Consider the following 15,060-nt stretch of genomic DNA (forward strand, 5'->3'; position numbering starts at 1 on the left):
AGCGTGTGAAATAGGTGCTAGGAGGCTGTCCGAGAATAGCGCCCGTCTAGGCGACCCCGTAACGAGGATTGCGAGGAATTGAGGATGAAAATTTCTGATTCTGAGGAGAATAGCGGCGCTACTTGCCGAACAAAAGCGGATTTTTAGACCAATTTGCTGTCGCCGCACAACTGCATGGATGCAGGAGCAGTTGCCGCGTAGGGCAGCCTATTCTCGGACAGTCTGCTAGAGCCTGCGGGTTTCTTCCGCAGGCTTTTTTTAAACACAAAGGCACAAAGGCACAAAGGGAAGGATTGCTTTGTGTCTCTGTGCCTTTGTGGTTTATGGAGTGAGTATTCAATGGCTAAAGAGTACAGTCGTACCCAGCGAGTAGCCGACCAGATTCAGAAAGAACTGGCTCAGCTGATTCAGCTGGAAATGAAAGATCCTCGTCTTGGTATGGTCACGGTCAGTGCGGTCGAAGTGAGCCGGGATCTCGCCTTTGCCGATGTTTATGTCTCTTTTCTTGGGGTGGATGACCAGGAAAAAATTGATCAATACCTGGAGATATTGAGTCAGGCTGCGGGGTTCCTGCGTTCCCAGCTGGCCCGGGCCATCAAGCTTAGGTTTACCCCACGGCTCCGCTTTTACTATGACATCAGCCTGCGGCGTGGGGCTTACCTGTCCTCGCTGATCGATCAGGCGGTTGCCAAAGATGCTATAGCGGATAAAGGTTCAGAAGAAGGTACCGAGGAGTAAGTCATGGCCAGAAGAGGTCGACGCGCTAATCGTGGCCGTCCGGTGGATGGCATTATTGTGGTTGATAAAGTGTATGGCGCTTCTTCCAATGAGGTGCTCCAGCGGGTGAAACGGCTGTTTAATGCCGCCAAGGCTGGTCATACCGGCAGTCTTGATCCGCTGGCGACGGGCGTTTTACCCATCTGTCTGGGGGAGGCCACCAAGTTTTCCCAGTATTTGCTGGATTCTGATAAATCCTACCGTACCACCATGAAAATGGGTGTAAGAACCACCACGGGTGACCGTGAGGGGGAGATTGTCGAAGAGCGCCCTGTGACGGTAACCCGCTCTGATGTGGAGGCCATTCTGCAACAGTTCCGGGGTGATGTTGAGCAGGTGCCCAGCATGTATTCAGCGCTCAAGCACAACGGCAGGCCGCTGTACGAATATGCCCGGGAAGGTATTGAAATAGAGCGTCCTTCGCGCACCATTACCATTCATCGCCTGGAGCTCTTGGACTTTGATGGGGATGAGTGTGTTTTCGAAGTGGATTGTACCAAGGGAACCTATATCCGCACGTTGATTGAAGATATTGGTGAGGCCCTGGGCTGTCTTGGTCATGTTGCTGAGCTGAAGCGCCTCAAGGCAGGCCCTTATAACGAACATCATGCGTATTCCCTGGATGAGCTGGCGGCCATGCGGGATGAAGCCCGTGACTCGGCCCTGGGTGTCGACCAGCGCATTGAGTTTGCCGAGCTGTCCGGGCTGGCGGAAGAACTGGGGCGTGACAAGCTGGAACAAGCGCAGTCAGAGCGTCTTAGGGAATTGTCCAAAATCCGCAATAAGGCCGGTGATCGTGTGATTGATAATCTGTTGCTGCCCCGGGATAGTGCTGTCAGTGACTGGCCGCAGGTAAAACTGGGCGCAACCAGCAGTTATTACATTTCTCTGGGGAATCCGGTCCAGGTGCCTCAGGCGCCGACATCCGGCAATGTCCGTATCTATGGCGTTGCTGAAGGTGTTGAAGGCGTGGTGTTCCTGGGTATCGGCGAAATTACGGATGATGGTCTGGTGGCGCCTAAACGTCTGGTCAAAGGCTGATTCAGCAAAAATTCCATTTGGCCAACTACTTATATAGTTTTTTTGGACGCGTTCACAACATAGTGATAGAATTCGTCGCTTGTTTAAATGGCTGGCTGTAAATATGCACGGTCATGCCGGTTTTCTGTATTGCATATTATCTGGAGAATTGAACAAATGGCTTTGACTGCTGAAAAGAAAGCTGAAATCCTGAAGAAATTCGCTCGCACTGAAGGCGATACCGGTTCCCCTGAAGTTCAGGTGGCTCTGCTGACTGCTAACATCGAAGGTCTGCAGGGACACTTCAAGGTGAATCACAGGGATCATCACTCTCGTCGTGGTCTGATTCGCATGGTAAACCAGCGTCGTAATCTGCTGGACTACCTGAAGCGTAAGGATGTTGAACGTTACCGCAGCCTGATCCAGCTTCTGGGTCTGCGTCGCTAATCGTTTGATCCAGTCATATGGGGTGGTGGTGTCTTGATATCACCTCCCACAGTCAAGGCACCGCGAGCTGCACTATCTGTGGCTGGCGGTGTTTTGTTATTTGCGGGTTGAGAATTGAGAATGTTGTCAACCCGGGCAGCCTCTCTCTGCTGGTTGCGACTGCCAGGCTCTGTTTTCTCTGGTAGTCTTGGACAAGAATTGCCCATGACTGCACTCTGTCTGCATGGGGTGCAATTCAGAGGTTTTGGTCTAGGAGGCTATCCGAGAGGTCTCTGAATTGCATCCATCTCTATGACAGTGTGGATGCAGGTGGGGTGATATCGTTTGGTAATAAAGGAAAATAACGTGAGTATTGCTCCAAAAGCATTAACAAAGACTTTCCAGTTCGGTGAGCACACCGTGACCCTGGAAACTGGACGGATTGCCCGTCAGGCCACCGGTGCTGTGCTGGCAACCATGGGTGAGCTGCAGGTTCTGGCGACGGTAGTGGGTGCTAAAAGTGCCCGTGATGGTCAGGACTTTTTCCCGTTGTCCGTTCACTATCAGGAAAAGGTTTACGCGGCTGGTAAAATTCCCGGCGGCTTCCTGAAGCGTGAGGGTAAGGCCAGCGAAAAAGAAACGCTGACTTCCCGTTTGATTGACCGTCCTATTCGTCCGCTGTTCCCGAAAGGATTCATGAACGAAGTTCAGGTCATCATCACGGTGATGTCGGTGGATAAGAAAAACGACCCTGATATTCTGGGCATGATTGCCACTTCCGCAGCCCTGGCTATTTCCGGTATTCCATTTGCCGGTCCTGTGGGTGCTGCCCGTGTTGGTTTCACTGAAGACGATGGTTACATTCTCAACCCATCTTTCGAGCAGATGAAAAAGTCTGAGCTGGATATGGTAGTTGCCGGTACCAGCGACGCCGTGCTGATGGTTGAGTCCGAAGCGCAGGAACTGACAGAAGATGAAATGCTGGGCGCGGTCCTGTTTGCCCAGCAGGAGTACCAGGCGGTTATTGCTGCCGTTAAAGAGTTTGCGGCACAAGCCGGTAAGCCAACCTGGGACTGGCAGCCAGAGCCAGAAAAAACGGCGGTTAAAGAAGCCGTTGCTGCTGGCTTTGAGCAGAAAATTCGCGAGGCCTATGGCATCACCATCAAGCAGGAGCGCAGCAATAAGCTGGCTGAACTGCGCGCTGAGGCTGAAGCAGAGCTGGTTGGCAATGACGAAGGCAAGTTCAATGCTGATGATGTTCAGACTTACTTCAGCAAACTGGAAAAGTCCGTAGTCCGTGGCAACATCATTAACGGTCAGCCACGTATCGATGGTCGTGATACCAAAACCGTTCGACCAATTACGGTAGAAGTTGGCGTTCTGAAAAAGACTCACGGTTCCGCCCTGTTCACCCGCGGTGAAACTCAGGCTATCGTCACTACAACGCTGGGTACTGCCCGTGATGCGCAGTTTGTGGATGCCCTGGAAGGTGAAAGCCGTGACCCGTTCATGCTGCATTACAACTTCCCGCCATACTCGGTCGGCGAAGCTGGTCGTATGGGTCCTCCGGGACGCCGTGAAATCGGCCATGGTCGTCTTGCCCGTCGTGGTATTCAGGCAGTACTGCCCGGTGAAGAAGAGTTTCCTTATACCATTCGTGTGGTGTCTGAAATTACCGAATCCAATGGTTCCAGCTCCATGGCTTCCGTCTGTGGCTCTTCCCTGGCACTGATGGATGCCGGTGTGCCTCTGAAGGCACCGGTTGCCGGTATTGCCATGGGTCTGGTAAAGGAAGGCGAGCAGTTTGCAGTCCTGACCGATATTCTGGGGGATGAAGATCACCTGGGTGATATGGACTTTAAAGTGGCCGGGACTGCCCATGGTGTTACGGCGCTGCAGATGGACATCAAGATTGCCGGTATCACGGAAGAAATCATGGATATCGCCCTTGATCAGGCTCTGCATGCGCGTCTGCATATCCTGGCCGAGATGAATAAAGTCATCGCCCGTTCGCGCAGTGAACTGTCGCCAAACGCACCAATGACCATGACCCTGAAGATTGATCAGGACAAGATTCGTGATGTTATTGGTAAGGGTGGTGCCACTATCCGTTCTATCTGTGAAGATACCGGTGCATCGGTTGATATCGCTGATGATGGGGCCGTCAAAATTTATGGTGAGACCCGCGAAGCCTGTCAGGCCGCTTATGACCGTGTTTACGGTGTCACAGCCGAAGCTGAAATTGGCAAGATCTATACGGGTACTGTGACTCGCATCGTTGAGTTTGGTGCCTTTGTTAACATTCTGCCTGGCCAGGATGGCCTGGTACACATTTCCCAGATTGCGGATCACCGGGTGGAGAATGTTGCTGACTACGTCAAGATGGGTCAGAAGCTTGAAGTGGCTGTGATGGATCTGGACAACCGTGGTCGCATTAAGCTGAGCATGAAGGAAGTTGCCCGTATTAAGGAGCAGCAGGCTGCAGCGGCTGAGTAATCACCGCTCTAGGAGGCTGGCCTCAGTGCCAGTCTCACCTCCACTATTTGATGGTTCTGTCGTATTTCCGGTCATCATCAGCTCTCCCCCTTTTATCCTGACGTTTTCCTCGCTTATTTCTGCTTTTTATGCTTTCCCTGTCTTTGATGGTTTCTGCAGCACTGACTGAAATTAGACTTAAGTACTGGTATTTTCCACCGGTACAGGAGCAGCAAGAAAGAGTTTGCTGATTTGTGTTTTCGAGGTTGCTCAGCTCAAACTTGAGCAACAAGTCAAAGACGATGAACTTTCTCGTGATAAGGCGGTCTTATAAAACGTTATTGGACAGTTTTTACTAACCGGTAATTCCAAGGCCTGTATCTTTATTGGTTATTTTTGACAACTCAGGCTTGCCACATCTAAGCAATAAATGAATAAAACATTAAATGATGAATTCACTACCCGATTTATCCGGCTCTTCTTCAGAAGGACTAAGGAAAAGAGCCTTACAAAACACTGACCATTGCCAAAGTGCTGTCGATACAGCCATTGGAAGCACACCAAGGGGCAAGGTTTCCGTTTCATGGCACATCGGACAACAGCACCGTCTCGATTTTGCCTCAACCGGAAACATTTCACTGACCCAGCGGGATATTCAACACCTGTCAGCCCATTTGCCAGGATTCAAGCCACAACCCTGCAACAGTGATCAGACCCTGGTGACCGTGGAACACGTCCAGACCACTGGCCACGCGGTTGTCGAGCGACGAAACCAATCCGTTCAGGTTATGGCTCCCGATAACGACATCATGCCGGATACCTTTCCTCACCTTCTTTACGGGGCCTGCCGGGTTGAGTGGTTACGAAGAAAACTGTTCCCGGTCCATGCGGCCTGCATCGGCGATGCCCGGGGATGTTACCTGCTTGCCGGTCCTTCAGGCTCTGGTAAAACCACACTGGTACTGGAGCATGCCCGGCAGCACCGAACACTGCCAGAACGAAAGATCATTTCGGCTGACAAAACCCTCGTCAGGTTTACCGATGACGGGCAACTCAAAGCCATTGCGGGCACGAAAACCATTTCGGTGCGTAACCATGATATGCCCCAATGGGAGCCTGTGGTCAGTGCCGGAGTTGCCGAAGCAGGAAAATCCGAACAGTTCCTCACCAGCGTAGGGGACCGAACGCATTTTCAGCTGCCTTCGGATTACTATGGTGATCCGGAATCGGAAGTCCCGATACGGGACATTGTGCTGGTCAAGTTAAACGACAATTTCATGGAAAAAACCCTAACTGCTGAAAGTGCAAGACATCAGCTGTTTACCCTGTTCCTCGACAAGCAACGCGAGGATGTTCTGATCGGTGATCATAATGCCGTCCTTGACGGAACCGTTCCTCACGAGGTCAAAGACTACCTGGCGGAGAAGCTAGGGGATTATCTTCGCGAGAACGGGCGGCAGACACGGCAGATCAGCGGCTCGCTGCAGGACGTTTACCAATCCATAATGCCCACACTGTCCATGGACGTGCAGCCTGCTCTTACGGGCAAAAAAAAAAGATAGTGTTTGGCATCTGTGGCATTGGCAACGGCCATTTGAACCGTCAGCTGCCCTGCCTCAATTACCTCAGGGACAGAGATCATAAGATCGTCCTGTTCACCTACGGGCAGGCGCTGGAGTATTTCCAAAACCATAAGGAGGAGTATCCGGGGGTTCGCGTATGTGAGGTGAACAATCCCTACATTGCTGGCTGTCTGACCGGGCTGGATTTTGAGACCAGCAGTGGACTGCCACAAAACAACTGCGCGAACTTCAACCGAATCAACTTCCAGGCCATGGCGGTGGCGAATCAACAACTGGGTACTCCGGATCTGGTGATCAGTGACTATGAGCAGGTGTCCGCCCAATATGCCTACAGCAAACAGGCGCCGCTGGTCACCAGCGACCAACAAAGCAAGTTTTTAACCGGCAGCTTCGTGCCTGATCTGGCCGGTACGTCATTCCGGGATGAACAGGAGCGGCTGTCGCTTTTCTTTCCCCGTGCCGACAAGCGTCTGGCCATCTCTTTCTTTACCGTTCAACCTGAAGTTCAAGAGCAGCAGCGGAGATATACTGCCAATGTGACCCTGCTGCCACCGGTTATTCGTCCGGAAATCATTGCCGCAAAAGAACAATGCCATGGCACAACGGCCTCGTTATTGATGTACATTACGGCTCAGTCCTGGACCTCTCTGCCCATTGATCAATGGCTACAGATCGTCCGGGAGAATGTATCTGACACCGTGCATGTATTTTTACCTAAGCAGTGTCCGCTTCCTGCTGATGGTGAGCATTTGCGGTTTTATCACCATGGCGACACCCGATTTGTTTCATTACTGGCAGCCTGTGGTGGGGTGATCTCCACCGCAGGGCATACGCTGCTGTCAGAAGCCATGTACCTGAACAAGCCTGTCTATGCCATCCCCCTGAAAAATCTGTATGAACAGCAGATCAATGCCAAAGTGATTGGCGACAACCAGTTTGGGATAAACTCGGGGGAACTGAGTGCAGAAAGACTGAAAACATTTATTGCCAACCTGGCTTTTTATTCCGACAACATTAGCAAAGATAACACTGTGCTTTTGCGGGGGAATGGCAAAGACCAGGTTATCCGAATCATTGAACAGACGCTGCAGGAAAACCAGTGCCCTGTTCAGGAGCCCTCCCCTTGCCACGAGATCAAGTCTGCCAGCACGGGTTCAGGGGCAGAAAAAAAGATACTATTTAATGCGGAACCCTTCGGTTTTGGCCCTTCTGCAGCCATCGGGGAAATATTTCCTTATGTGCGCAAACACGCCAGACACCTCGCCTATATCGGAGAAAAGCACACCCTCGATATTCAGTCCAAATACCCATATAACCGAATAATTGACTGCACCGAACAGGGCTCTGTCACAGACCGAAAAGAAAAGTACCTTCGCCACCTGCGTGAATACGATCTGTTCATTACCGCCTGTGATCTGGAGGTTGCCGGGTGGGCCAAAGAAGCAGGCCTTGAAGTCATTGTTTATGATCCACTGTCCTGGTACTGGAAAGAGGTGTCTCCAGCCATCACCCATGCCGATCTCTATCTGGTACAGAACTTTCTCACTGTGCAAGAGCGGTTACAGGAAAACAGGAATAAACTGCCGGAAACCATCGTCGTACCTTCCATAGTGTCCGGCCTGCAGAGTCATCAGGATAAGCACCCCCAAACCAATACGGCAAGTCTATTGCTGGTCAATACCGGTGGGCTGATGAATCCGCTGGTTAATTCTTCCGTCATGATGAACTACGCAAAAATCATCATGAATTGCATTAACCAGACCCTTGGCAGTCACTATGACCAACTCCATTTTCTGGGCAGCCGTACCCTGGCAGAAGCCACACGGGACCAGTTTGAGGTCCAGACATTAGCACCTGATCAAGTGCAGGATGTTTTGCAGCAGTCAACAGTGGCCCTGATGACCCCCGGACTGGGCAACATATTTGAGGCGGCCGCCCTGGGAAAAAAAATCATCTGGCTACCTCCGGCCAATGACAGCCAGGGCCAGCAGTTAACACTGCTGAAGCAAAACCATATGGTGGATGCCAGCATTGACTGGCATGACATATTTCCCGAGACCCCGCCCATTGACTACTTCAAAAGTCAGGGAGAGGTGATGGAATCCATCACTCATCGCATCAAAAGGTTAACGACAGAACCCGCAGCAATCACAACACTCAGCCGTCTCATGGATATTGCTCATCACCAATTGTCCCATACCGATGAGCCATCATTGAGTGAACTTGACAGGCGATTTTCCCATGGCGGAGGGAAAGTCATTGCTGATCAGATTCTGCAGCGGCTAAACAAACAAAACACCCTGAAGGAGGAGGAAAAACAATGAACCCACTGGCACACCCCGGTTACAGCAACAATACCTTTAAACATATAAACTACAGCGGTCACTGTGTTTACGATGGAAAGCTGTCTGACCCGAAAGAGATCAAAGAAGCATTTGTGAAGTATGGTTACATCGTTGCCGGGAATGTTTCCACTGCTGCGGATCGTGACAATGCCGTCAGCCTGTTGCAACGTCAGGTCAAAAAATATCCAGATGCCAGCATCAATGGTTTTTTTGAACTGTACCATGATGCCCTGGCCCAGCTCAGGCAGAACCCAGCCATGGTCAGGCTGTTTGAAACCCTTTGGGATAATGAAAAACTATGGGTGGTATTTGACCGTTGCATTTATATGCGGCCAGAAACAGACCAGAACAGTTCACTGCCCCTTCATGTGGATCAAAATCCCCATACCCAGCCCGGTTTCAGTGCCGTTCAAGGCTTACTGGCGCTCAGGGATTGTGATAAAACCACCGGCATGCTGGGTATTATCCCCGGCTCACATCATGACTTCGGACAATATAAATCGTGGTCAGATGATAAACAGGGCTGGATTGAATATCAGGGCGAGGATGTACAAACCCGTTGGCAGGCACTCAGGGCTGTGCAATTAAAAGAAGGGGAAATGGTGGTATGGGATTCTCGCCTGACCCACTCACGATTTAATCCAGACCCTGCCTGCACCGACGGCAGGCGCGAGCGTATGTTGGCGATGATCAGCTTTCTGCCCGCCTCTGCCAATGAGGCTCTGAGGGATAAAAGGGTGCAAGCCCTGGAAAAAGGCACAGGCCAATACGATCATGAGGCAGGATTGCGGAAAACGGCAGGTTCTCACATTCAATCATTACGGGAAAAATTTGAAAACCTGACGGAAACAGGCAAGAAAATCTATGGCATCGAACCCTGGTAATGCTGGAGCAGTACCTGGCCAGAAATGAATTACTTGATGATACCTCCCACGGTCCCCCGTGGGAATGCATACCGAACCTCTCCGCAAATTAGAACCCCCATTAAACTCTCATGATTCCGGGCAAAAACAGGTTGTTCCACATCCTGCAGGCTCCGGTATGCATTCCCCGCAGAGCATGGGAACGAGGGGGCGCTGAATGGGTATTGGCGCTTCCTGCATTAGGAAGGACGGGGCTAATCGCCTCGCCTTACCTGAATGGCTGATGATTACTCATCAAGGAAGCTGCGAAGGTGGTCCGAGCGAGTTGGATGACGCAGTTTTCTCAGGGCCTTCGCTTCAATCTGACGGATACGCTCACGGGTAACGTCGAACTGCTTGCCCACTTCTTCCAGCGTGTGGTCGGTGTTCATATCAATACCGAAGCGCATTCTCAGTACCTTTGCCTCACGAGCGGTCAGGCCAGCCAGAACCATACGGGTAGATTCCTTCAGGCCTTCACCTGTTGCACGGTCGATTGGCGACTGCATGGCGGCATCTTCAATAAAGTCACCCAGGTGGGAATCTTCATCATCACCAATGGGGGTCTCCATGGAGATTGGCTCTTTGGAGATCTTTAATACCTTACGAATTTTGTCTTCTGGCATATCCATGCGCAGAGCCAGCTCGTCAGGTGTGGGTTCCCGGCCCATCTCCTGCAACATCTGCCTTGAGATCCGGTTCAGCTTATTGATGGTCTCAATCATGTGGACCGGAATACGGATGGTACGGGCCTGATCCGCGATCGATCGGGTAATCGCCTGGCGAATCCACCAGGTGGCGTAGGTTGAAAACTTGTAACCACGGCGATATTCGAACTTGTCCACCGCCTTCATCAATCCGATGTTTCCTTCCTGAATCAGGTCGAGGAATTGCAAACCGCGATTGGTATATTTCTTGGCAATAGAAATAACCAGACGAAGGTTGGCTTCAACCATCTCTTTTTTGGCTCGGCGGGCACGGGCTTCGCCAAGAGACATTTTACGATTGATGTCTTTTATCTGGACCAGGGAAAGGTCGAATTCTTTCCCGATATTGGCCAGCTTTTTCTGGGCACGAATAATCTCTTCGCGATAGTTCTGCAAAGCTTCGACGTAACCGCCGCTGCCAGCGGCCAGTTCATCGATCCAGCCAAGGTTGGTTTCGTTACCCGGAAATGCCTTAAGGAAGATCTTTCGGGGCATTTTTGATTTGCGAACACACAGCTGCATGACCGCGCGCTCATTATCACGGATACGCTCTACGGCATTGCGGATTCTGAAAACCAGCATGTCAAAGATGCGTGGAACCAGCTTCAGCGGCATGAAAGCTTCGGCCAGTTCTTCAAGTGCCGCCCGGCTGTTATCACGACCATGAGTGGCAATAGCCGTGGTGGCCTTTTCCAGGGCCTCTCTCAGAAGAGTGAAGCGTTCCCTGGCTTCTTCCGGATCCAGGCCGCTATCGCCCTCTTCTTCGCTGTCTTCATCGTCATCGTTGTCATCGCCATCAAGTGACTCGTCGATTTCTACATCGTCATCATCAGTATTGGCGATCTCAGTATTATCGTCGGGGTCTATGTAGCCGCTGATAACGTCGGTGAGGCGACCTTCTTCTTCAGTCAGGCGATCATACTCGTCGAGGACAATCTGGGCGGAACCGGGGAATTGAGCCAGTGCCGACATGACTTCACGCCAGCCTTCCTCGATGCGCTTGGCTATCTGGATTTCGCCTTCACGGGTTAACAGCTCTACAGTACCCATTTCCCGCATGTACATGCGAACAGGGTCAGTGGTTCTTCCTGCTTCCTGTTCGACGGCAGCAAGCGCTGCGGCTGCTTCTTCGGCGGCCGCTTCATCGGTGTCGGCTTCAGCCATGAGCAGAGTATCGGCGTCAGGAGCGGTCTCATAGACGCTGATACCCATGTCATTGATCATGCGGATAATATCTTCCACCTGATCAGGATCGGAAATATCTTCCGGAAGATGGTCATTAACCTCCGCGTAAGTCAGGTACCCCTGTTCCTTACCACGGGCGATAAGCTCTTTTAATCTGGATTGTTGTTGCGAATTTGCTGACATATCAACCCTTTAACAGCGGATATTGACGAACCGGACAAAAAAACGTAAGCAGGCAATTATAGCTCATAAACTGGGTACAGTACCACAGGGTAGCGGCCCGACTTGGTTGGACGAGGTACCGGAATGCATTCCATGACGCGGGTTACCTTTCCTTGGTGTTTTCAGACCGGGTTTGTATTAGAAATGTGGCCAATAATGCAGTTCCACGGGACACAGTGACATTCAAGTATACCTAATATTTTTTGTTGTGCAGTTATTTTTTTATGTATCGATTCGGGGAATCGGTTGAGTTTGTCGGGCACTACCAAAAAAAAGATTAACTTTCTCCATTTTTTTCGTGGCTATCGCTGAGTGTTTTCGCGGTTGCTTTCTGTTGCGTCATCTGCTCTCTGAGCGCTTCCTGATGTTGACGGAACTGTTGGCGAAGTTCTTCGTCAATTTGTCCCGGTTTTTTGTTCTGGAAGCTCTGAATAAGTGATTTGTACAGATTTTTCTGATGGTTTAATCCTGCTTTTCTGCGAATGCTGGTCAGGGTTTCCAGAAACTCATCCCGATGAGCGATGGTGCCGTGATCCAGCGCTGCCAGGGCCTGCAGGCGCTGTCCTTTCTCTGTTCCGTACCATTGGGCAATGAGCGTGCTGGCTTTCAGTGACGGCTCTTTTTTGAGTATGGTTAACAGGTCGATCAGTAATTGGCTGTCACTGTCGTTTGCCAGTTTAAGGTTATCAAATGGCTCTGAAACTTCCCGGGCAAACTCCGGGTTACATAATAACTGTCGTATGGCGTAACCGGAAGTCACCAGTCTTGCTGAGTTGGCCAGATGACCGGTTGAAGGCCTGCGTGAAGTCTCTGGTGTGGTGTAGCCCAGATGTTCTTCAGGTGTGTACTGTCTTTCTTCATAGTCTGCATCATGGAAAGGCGTTGGCTGATAATGGCTATGATGAACATGTGCTTCCTGACTTAGGCTGCGTGTTTCTGTTTCTGGTCGGCTTGCGGGTAATTCTCTGGTACGGGCACTCTCCTGAAAGTGGGCTTCCAGGTAATGTGTATCCAGCCCTGTCCGGTCTGAGAGCTTTTTCACAAGCAACTGGCGAAACAAGCCTTCGGGCAGTTTATCAAGGTAAGGTTGAGCCAGTTTGGCCAAACGGGCGCGACCATCCATGGTGGTCAGATCAAGCTCTGACTCCAATTCCCGGAACAGTAAATTATCCAGGCTGATGGCCTTGCTCTTGATTCGCTCAATAAAGCTTTCGGAGCCTTCCTTGCGAACCATGCTATCCGGGTCTTCTCCCTGTGGCAGAAACAGGAAACGGGCCTGGCGACCATCCTGCATGTTGGACAGTGTTGACTCCAGTGCACGCCATGCGGCTCGTCTTCCGGCATCATCGCCATCAAAGCAGAAAATGACTTCGGGCACGACTTTGAACAGTCGTTGTATGTGGTCAGGGGTGGTGGCTGTGCCAAGGGTTGCCACAGCGTTGGTGATCCCCTGTTGGGCAAGCGCCACAACATCCATATACCCTTCAACCACCAGGATGCGGCTCAGCTTGCGGTTGGCCTGCCGGGCTTCAAACAGTCCGTAAAGCTCTTTGCCTTTGTGAAAAACAGGGGATTCGGGAGAGTTCAGATACTTGGGTTTTTCATCACCCAGAACGCGCCCGCCAAAAGCGATATAGCGACCCCGGCTATCCCGGATAGGGAAAATGATGCGCTCCCGGAAGCGATCATACACCGTATTGCGGTCTTCATTATTGACCAGCATGCCGGTGGTGATCAGCTGTTGCTCTTTTTCTGGTGAGGTGGCCAGCTCTTTTTTCAGGTTGTCCCAGCCCGGCGGTGCAAAGCCGATGGCAAAGTGCTGGCAGGTCTGCGGATCAAGCCCCCGGTTTTTCAGGTAGTGGGATGCCCTGGGGGATTGCTCATGCTGTTTCAGCTGGCGGCTATAGAAGTCCACTGCGCGATCCAGCAGATTATAGAGTTCGCTGTGGTCCGGGCCCCGTTGCCTGTGCGGGTTTTCTTCCCTGGGGACTTCCAGGCCCAGCTGTCCTGCCAGCGTGTCAACCGCTTCAGGAAAATCCAGGTGGTCGTGATCCATGACAAAGCCAACGGCGTTGCCACTGGCTCCGCAACCAAAGCAGTAGTAGAACTGCTTGTCAGGGCTCACCGTAAAGGACGGGGTCTTTTCTTTGTGGAAAGGGCAGCAGGCAGAGTAGTTGCGACCGGTTTTTTTCAGCTTAATCCGGTGATCGATAACATCGACGATATCAATGCGGGTAAGAAGGTCATCAATAAAATACTGGGGAATCCGTCCGGCCATGGTGAAGAGCTGCGCCTGAAACAGAAAAGAAAATAACGTTAGATATTATCACCCGTCAGGGTGAGTGTCAGCTTAACCGGGATTTAACAATTTTGCTGATGGAGGACATGTCTGCCCGGCCCTGTGCCTGTGGTTTGACAATGCCCATCACCTTGCCCATGTCGGCCATGCTGGATGCACCTGTGCTGTTAATGGCGAGGTCGACCAGCTCGGTGATTTCAGTTTCCGATAGCGGGGTAGGGAGGAAATCAGCGAGAACGCCAAGTTCCAGCTTTTCCTGTTCGGCAAGATCCGTGCGCCCGGCAGACTCGAACTGTTCAATGGCATCGCGACGCTGCTTTACCATTTTGTCCAGAACTGCCAGGGCACGTTGATCGTCTAATGATTTTTCATCAACTTCAATTCGCTTCAGTTCGGCCAGGGCCAAACGGATAGTACCCAGCCGTGGCTTGTCGCGATTGCGCATGGCATCCTTCATGGCTTCTGTCAGTTGATCCCTGACAATGCAATCACTCATGACACGTTCCTTTTTACCTGAAGTTAAGGTTGGTGGGTTCAAAGCTCAATAGTAGTCGATGCGTAAATCATAGGATTGATAGAACCAATGTTAAGGTCGGTTGATCAATACAGACGCTCACGACGACGCTGCTCGCGCTGCAGTTTTTTAAGATGACGCTTGACAGCAGCAGCGGCCTTGCGCTTGCGAACGGTCGTTGGCTTTTCGTAGTGCTCACGACGACGAACTTCAGCCAGGATACCAGCTTTCTCACAAGAGCGCTTGAAACGGCGCAGGGCTACGTCAAACGGTTCATTCTCTTTAACTTTAACAGCAGGCATGCAGAGATCACCTTCCTTTTAATAACAAATGTTGACCATGAATCCGCCCCGGTCAGTGCGACTGAAGGCTAAAAAACTCACAGCTGGATTACAGCCAATGCTGCGCGAATGCGATAAGTCGCCCCTGTGATTACCAGGATCGTGCTTCGAAAAGACGGGTCTTTACCTAAAGCAGGACGTTAATACTCACACTAACGGGAGAGATTAATCGCAGTTTTTCAAAGGCGCGAATTTTAAAGCTTATTCAACAAAAATGCAAAAAACGCCCACTTAAGTAGTTAACCAAATGAAATCATATTTTCT

Annotated in this window: 12 protein-coding genes; 7 read left to right on the top strand and 5 right to left on the bottom strand. The window is 51.2% G+C overall.

All coding sequences use genetic code 11. The features are described 5' to 3' along the window. The first annotated feature begins 339 nt into the window (after window positions 1–339). The 3 genes from rbfA (at window position 340) to rpsO (ending at window position 2,244) form a co-directional block, all read left to right on the top strand. Window positions 340–738, top strand: coding sequence for a 30S ribosome-binding factor RbfA (gene rbfA, locus KDK15_RS03570; RefSeq protein WP_257293992.1), 399 nt, complete (start codon window positions 340–342; stop codon window positions 736–738). Between the two features lie 3 nt (window positions 739–741). Continuing rightward, window positions 742–1,818 (top strand): tRNA pseudouridine(55) synthase TruB, encoded by a 1,077-nt coding sequence (gene truB / locus KDK15_RS03575; protein WP_257293993.1) that lies wholly within the window; start codon window positions 742–744, stop codon window positions 1,816–1,818. Window positions 1,819–1,974: 156 nt separating this feature from the next. After that, entirely contained in the window at window positions 1,975–2,244 is a 270-nt protein-coding gene (gene rpsO, locus KDK15_RS03580; protein WP_257293994.1) for a 30S ribosomal protein S15, read from the top strand. Here the strand turns inward: rpsO and KDK15_RS03585 are convergent. Continuing rightward, window positions 2,241–2,450 (bottom strand): hypothetical protein, encoded by a 210-nt coding sequence (locus KDK15_RS03585; RefSeq protein WP_257293995.1) that lies wholly within the window; start codon window positions 2,448–2,450, stop codon window positions 2,241–2,243. The genes rpsO and KDK15_RS03585 overlap by 4 nt on opposite strands. Before the next feature lie 139 nt (window positions 2,451–2,589). Here KDK15_RS03585 and pnp point away from each other — a divergent pair, with 139 nt between their 5' ends. From pnp to KDK15_RS03605, 4 genes are all read left to right on the top strand, one after another. Next, the gene (gene pnp, locus KDK15_RS03590) at window positions 2,590–4,719 is read left to right on the top strand and encodes a polyribonucleotide nucleotidyltransferase (RefSeq protein ID WP_257293996.1); all 2,130 of its coding nucleotides are present in this window, start codon (window positions 2,590–2,592) and stop codon (window positions 4,717–4,719) included. Between the two features lie 425 nt (window positions 4,720–5,144). Beyond that, entirely contained in the window at window positions 5,145–6,260 is a 1,116-nt protein-coding gene (locus KDK15_RS03595) for a hypothetical protein (RefSeq protein WP_257293997.1), read from the top strand. Continuing rightward, a complete protein-coding gene (locus KDK15_RS03600) occupies window positions 6,260–8,605 on the top strand; it encodes a glycosyltransferase family protein (protein ID WP_257293998.1) in 2,346 nt (781 codons plus the stop codon). The genes KDK15_RS03595 and KDK15_RS03600 overlap by 1 nt, the downstream gene beginning before the upstream one ends. Next, window positions 8,602–9,510, top strand: a complete 909-nt coding sequence (locus tag KDK15_RS03605; RefSeq protein WP_257293999.1) for a phytanoyl-CoA dioxygenase family protein — start codon at window positions 8,602–8,604, stop codon at window positions 9,508–9,510. The genes KDK15_RS03600 and KDK15_RS03605 overlap by 4 nt, the downstream gene beginning before the upstream one ends. A 266-nt stretch (window positions 9,511–9,776) precedes the next feature. On the opposite strand, the gene rpoD is transcribed toward KDK15_RS03605, so the two are convergent. From rpoD to rpsU, 4 genes are all read right to left on the bottom strand, one after another. Then, window positions 9,777–11,603, bottom strand: coding sequence for an RNA polymerase sigma factor RpoD (gene rpoD, locus KDK15_RS03610; protein WP_257294000.1), 1,827 nt, complete (start codon window positions 11,601–11,603; stop codon window positions 9,777–9,779). A 316-nt stretch (window positions 11,604–11,919) separates the two neighbouring features. Beyond that, complete coding sequence (dnaG, locus tag KDK15_RS03615; protein WP_257294001.1) at window positions 11,920–13,920, bottom strand: DNA primase; 2,001 nt, start codon at window positions 13,918–13,920, stop codon at window positions 11,920–11,922. Between the two features lie 67 nt (window positions 13,921–13,987). Beyond that, on the bottom strand, window positions 13,988–14,437 hold the full coding sequence (locus KDK15_RS03620) for a GatB/YqeY domain-containing protein (protein ID WP_257294002.1): 450 nt from the start codon (window positions 14,435–14,437) through the stop codon (window positions 13,988–13,990). Between the two features lie 104 nt (window positions 14,438–14,541). Beyond that, window positions 14,542–14,757 (bottom strand): 30S ribosomal protein S21, encoded by a 216-nt coding sequence (gene rpsU / locus KDK15_RS03625; protein ID WP_020582360.1) that lies wholly within the window; start codon window positions 14,755–14,757, stop codon window positions 14,542–14,544. Window positions 14,758–15,060: the final 303 nt, after the last annotated feature.

Source organism: Endozoicomonas sp. YOMI1 (assembly GCF_024606345.1).
Taxonomy (GTDB): Bacteria; Pseudomonadota; Gammaproteobacteria; order Pseudomonadales; family Endozoicomonadaceae; genus Endozoicomonas.

Excerpts from the sequence above, each read along its gene's own strand:
- rbfA (WP_257293992.1), top strand. The coding sequence starts at position 340 with ATGGCTAAAGAGTACAGTCGTACCCAGCGAGTAGCCGACCAGATTCAG.
- truB (WP_257293993.1), top strand. The coding sequence starts at position 742 with ATGGCCAGAAGAGGTCGACGCGCTAATCGTGGCCGTCCGGTGGATGGC.
- rpsO (WP_257293994.1), top strand. The coding sequence starts at position 1,975 with ATGGCTTTGACTGCTGAAAAGAAAGCTGAAATCCTGAAGAAATTCGCT.
- KDK15_RS03585 (WP_257293995.1), bottom strand. The coding sequence starts at position 2,450 with ATGGGCAATTCTTGTCCAAGACTACCAGAGAAAACAGAGCCTGGCAGT.
- KDK15_RS03595 (WP_257293997.1), top strand. The coding sequence starts at position 5,145 with ATGATGAATTCACTACCCGATTTATCCGGCTCTTCTTCAGAAGGACTA.
- KDK15_RS03605 (WP_257293999.1), top strand. The coding sequence starts at position 8,602 with ATGAACCCACTGGCACACCCCGGTTACAGCAACAATACCTTTAAACAT.
- rpoD (WP_257294000.1), bottom strand. The coding sequence starts at position 11,603 with ATGTCAGCAAATTCGCAACAACAATCCAGATTAAAAGAGCTTATCGCC.
- dnaG (WP_257294001.1), bottom strand. The coding sequence starts at position 13,920 with ATGGCCGGACGGATTCCCCAGTATTTTATTGATGACCTTCTTACCCGC.
- KDK15_RS03620 (WP_257294002.1), bottom strand. The coding sequence starts at position 14,437 with ATGAGTGATTGCATTGTCAGGGATCAACTGACAGAAGCCATGAAGGAT.
- rpsU (WP_020582360.1), bottom strand. The coding sequence starts at position 14,757 with ATGCCTGCTGTTAAAGTTAAAGAGAATGAACCGTTTGACGTAGCCCTG.